Below are 3124 nucleotides of genomic sequence, written 5' to 3'. Positions count from 1 at the left end.
CGGCGGGGGTCTGGGCCGGCGCGCTGCTGATCGGCCTGGCCGCCGCCCTGTTGGGAGTCAACCAGTGAGCGCGAGGAGTGAGCCGGGTTTGCGAGCCCCGCAGTCGCGAACAGAGGTAATCCAGTGAGCGCGAGGAGTGAGCCGGGTTTGCGAGCCCCGCAGTCGCGAACAGAGGTAATCCGGTGACGTTTGGGCAGGGGTTGCTTGTCGCTGTGCTGGCGCTGCCGGCGCTGGGCGCGGTCGCGGTGGCGGCTACGCCCCGGGACCGGGCGGCCCGGCTGGTCGGCACGGTCGCGGCGGCGCTGACCCTGCTGGCCGCGGTGCCGCTGGTGTTCGGCGGTCGAGGCTGGGTCGCCTGGTCGGCCGGCGCGCCGGCGGTGCGTCCGTGGCACCAACTGGACCTGCCCTGGGTGCCCGGTCTGGAGTTGCGCTTCCACCTCGGCGTCGACGGCATCTCCTGGCCGCTGGTGGTGTTGACCGCGCTGCTCACGCTGCTCTGCTGCGCGTACACCATGTGGCGGGTGCCGGACGGCGGCAGCGGCCGGGCGCTCGTCGCGCTGCTGTTGGTGGTCGAGGTGGGCATCCTGGGCACCTTCCTCGCCTTGGACCTGGTGCTGTTCTTCCTCTTCTTCGAGGTCGTCCTGCTGCCGATGTACGCGATCATCGCCGGTTGGGGTGGTGCGGACCGCCGCCGGGCGGCCCGGAAGTTCGCCCTCTACACGCTGTTCGGGTCGGTGCTGCTGCTGGTCGGCGTGTACGTCGTGGTCGCCGCCGCCGGCACCGCCGACCTGGTGACGTTGACCGGTGGCGCGGGGATGTCCCGGGGCACCCAGTTGGCCGCGTTCACCCTGCTCGCGGTGGCGTTCGCGGTGAAGAGCCCGCTGTGGCCGCTGCACTCCTGGCTGCCCGACGCGCACACCCAGGCACCCACGGTGGGCAGTGTCGTGTTGGCCGGTGTGCTGCTCAAGATGGGCACGTACGGCCTGATCCGGGTGGCGGTGGGGGTGGCGCCGGAGGGTGCCCGTTGGGCGGCGCCGGTGCTCGGCGTGCTGGCTGTCGCCGCGATCCTGATCGGTTCGCTGGTCTGCCTGGCCCAGTCGGAGGTGAAGCGGCTGATCGCGTACTCCAGCGTGGGGCACATGGGCTTCGTGCTGCTGGGCGTCGCCACGCTGACCGCCACCGGCATCCAGGCGGCGTTGATCGGCAACGTCGCGCACGGTGTGATCACCGGCCTGCTGTTCTTCCTGGCCGGGGCGGTGAAGGACCGTACCGGCACGGGCACCCTCGCCGAGTTGTCCGGGCTGCGGGAGACCGCGCCCCGGTTGGCGGGTCTGCTGGCGTTCGCGGCGATCGCGTCGCTGGGCCTGCCCGGGCTGGCCGGCTTCTGGGGCGAGGCGTTCGCGGTGATCGCCGCCGTGCAGGTGGGCGGCCCGCTCTGGACCACCCTCGGGGTGCTGGCGGCGGTCGGTGGGGCGCTCACCGCCGCGTACTTCCTGCGGTTGTTGCGCCAGGTCACCCACAACCGCCCGAGCCCCGCCGTCGGGCAGGTCGGCCCCGGCCTGGCCGGTGCGGAGCTGACCGCCTGGGTGCCGCTGGTGCTGCTCGCGTTGGCCATCGGGCTGGCGCCGACGCTGCTCCTCGGCGTCGCCGAGGCCCCCGTCGACGCCCTGATCGGGGTGGTTTCCCGGTGAGCGCGAGGAGTGCAGCGAAGCGGAGCCCCGCAGTCTCGAACGAAGGCGGGCTCGTGAGCGCGAGGAGTGCGGCGAAGCGGAGCCCCGCAGTCGCGAACGAAGGCGGGCTCAGATGAACGTCGTGCAGAGCGTGGACAGCGTCGCGCTGCTGCCGGCCTACCTGGCCGCCGGCACGGCAGTGCTCGTGCTCATCACCGATCTGCTGGTGGCCCGGCCACGGGCCACCATCGCGGTGGCCGCGCTCGGCGCGCTCGGCACCGCCGTCGGCTCCGCGCTGGTCGGGGCGGGTGCGGAGCGGCGGACGTTCTGCGTGGGCGCCGACTGCTCCTGGATCTTCGGCGGTCGGGCGGCCCTGGTCGGCGTGGTGGTCGCGTTGCTCACCCTGGGCGTGCTCGGGCTGTCGGTGCCCGCGCTGCGGGCCGGGCGGTCACCGGTCGGGGAGTACGCCTTCCTGCTGGCCTGCTCGATGACCGGCGGCGTGGTGCTCGGCGCGGCCGGTGACCTGATCACGTTGATCGTCGCCCTGGAGACGCTGACCCTGCCGCTGTACGTGCTGGTCGGTCTGCGTCGGGGGAGCCTCGCGAGTGCCGAGGCGGCGTTGACCTTCTTCGTGGTCAGCGTGGTGGCGACCACGCTGACCCTGCTCGGCGCGGCGCTGCTGTACGCGGTGACGGGCGGGCTGCACCTGGACCGGCTCGGCGCGTTGCTCGCGGAGCAGCCGGAGTTGCGGGAGCTGCCGTTGACCACCGCCGCGGTGGCGGTGCTGCTGGTCGGGTTGGCGTTCAAGGTGGCGGCGGTGCCGTTCCACGCCTGGGCGCCGGCCACCTACGACGGCGCGCCGCTGCCGGTGGCCGCGTATTTGTCCACCGCGTCGAAGCTGGGCGGCCTGGTCGCCCTGCTCGCCGTGGTGCAGCGGGCGCTGCCGGCGGACCAGGCCGGTCCGGTGCTCGCCCTGCTCGCCGTGCTCACCATGACCGTCGGCAACCTGGTCGCCCTGCGTCAGCGGCGGACCGTCCGGCTGCTCGCCTGGTCGTCCGTCGCGCAGGCCGGGTACATCCTCGCCCCGTTGGGAGCGTTGGCGCTGGCCGCCGGGCGCACGGACGAGGCACGATCCGCCGCGTACGCGGCCGCCGTGGCGTACGCCGTCTTCTTCGTGGTGTTGGAGCTGGCCGCCTTCGCCGGAGTGACCGCGCTGCGGCCGGCGGGTGCGGACGGCGGCACGCTTGACGACCTGCGCGGGGCGGCCCGGCGGCACCCGTGGCGGGCCGCGGCGCTCGGTCTCGCGCTTGTGGGACTGGCTGGTCTGCCGCCGGGGCTGGCCGGCCTGTTCGCGAAGGTGACAGTGGTCCGGGCGCTGCTGGACGGTGGCGCGGCCTGGCTGGCCCTGGTGGTGGCGCTGAACGCCGTGATCGGGCTTGCCTACTACCTGCGGG

General features: G+C 73.8%; 2 protein-coding genes. Both read left to right on the top strand.

What is annotated here, in order from left to right:
* Positions 1 to 182 precede the first annotated feature (182 nt).
* Positions 183 to 1691 carry a complex I subunit 4 family protein gene (locus PSH25_RS19295; protein ID WP_238660408.1) on the top strand — a complete coding sequence of 503 codons (1509 nt, stop codon included), beginning with the start codon at positions 183 to 185 and terminating at the stop codon, positions 1689 to 1691.
* Positions 1692 to 1803: 112 nt separating this feature from the next.
* Positions 1804 to 3124 (top strand): NADH-quinone oxidoreductase subunit N (locus tag PSH25_RS19290; RefSeq protein WP_238660407.1); only part of this gene is annotated, 1321 nt, incomplete at its 3' end.

Origin of the sequence: Micromonospora foliorum (genome assembly GCF_022229015.1) — a bacterium.
In the GTDB taxonomy this organism is placed as follows: Bacteria; Actinomycetota; Actinomycetes; order Mycobacteriales; family Micromonosporaceae; genus Micromonospora; species Micromonospora foliorum.
The sequence above is the reverse complement of the archived record's forward strand: the minus strand, read 5'-3'. Positions and strand labels throughout refer to the sequence as shown.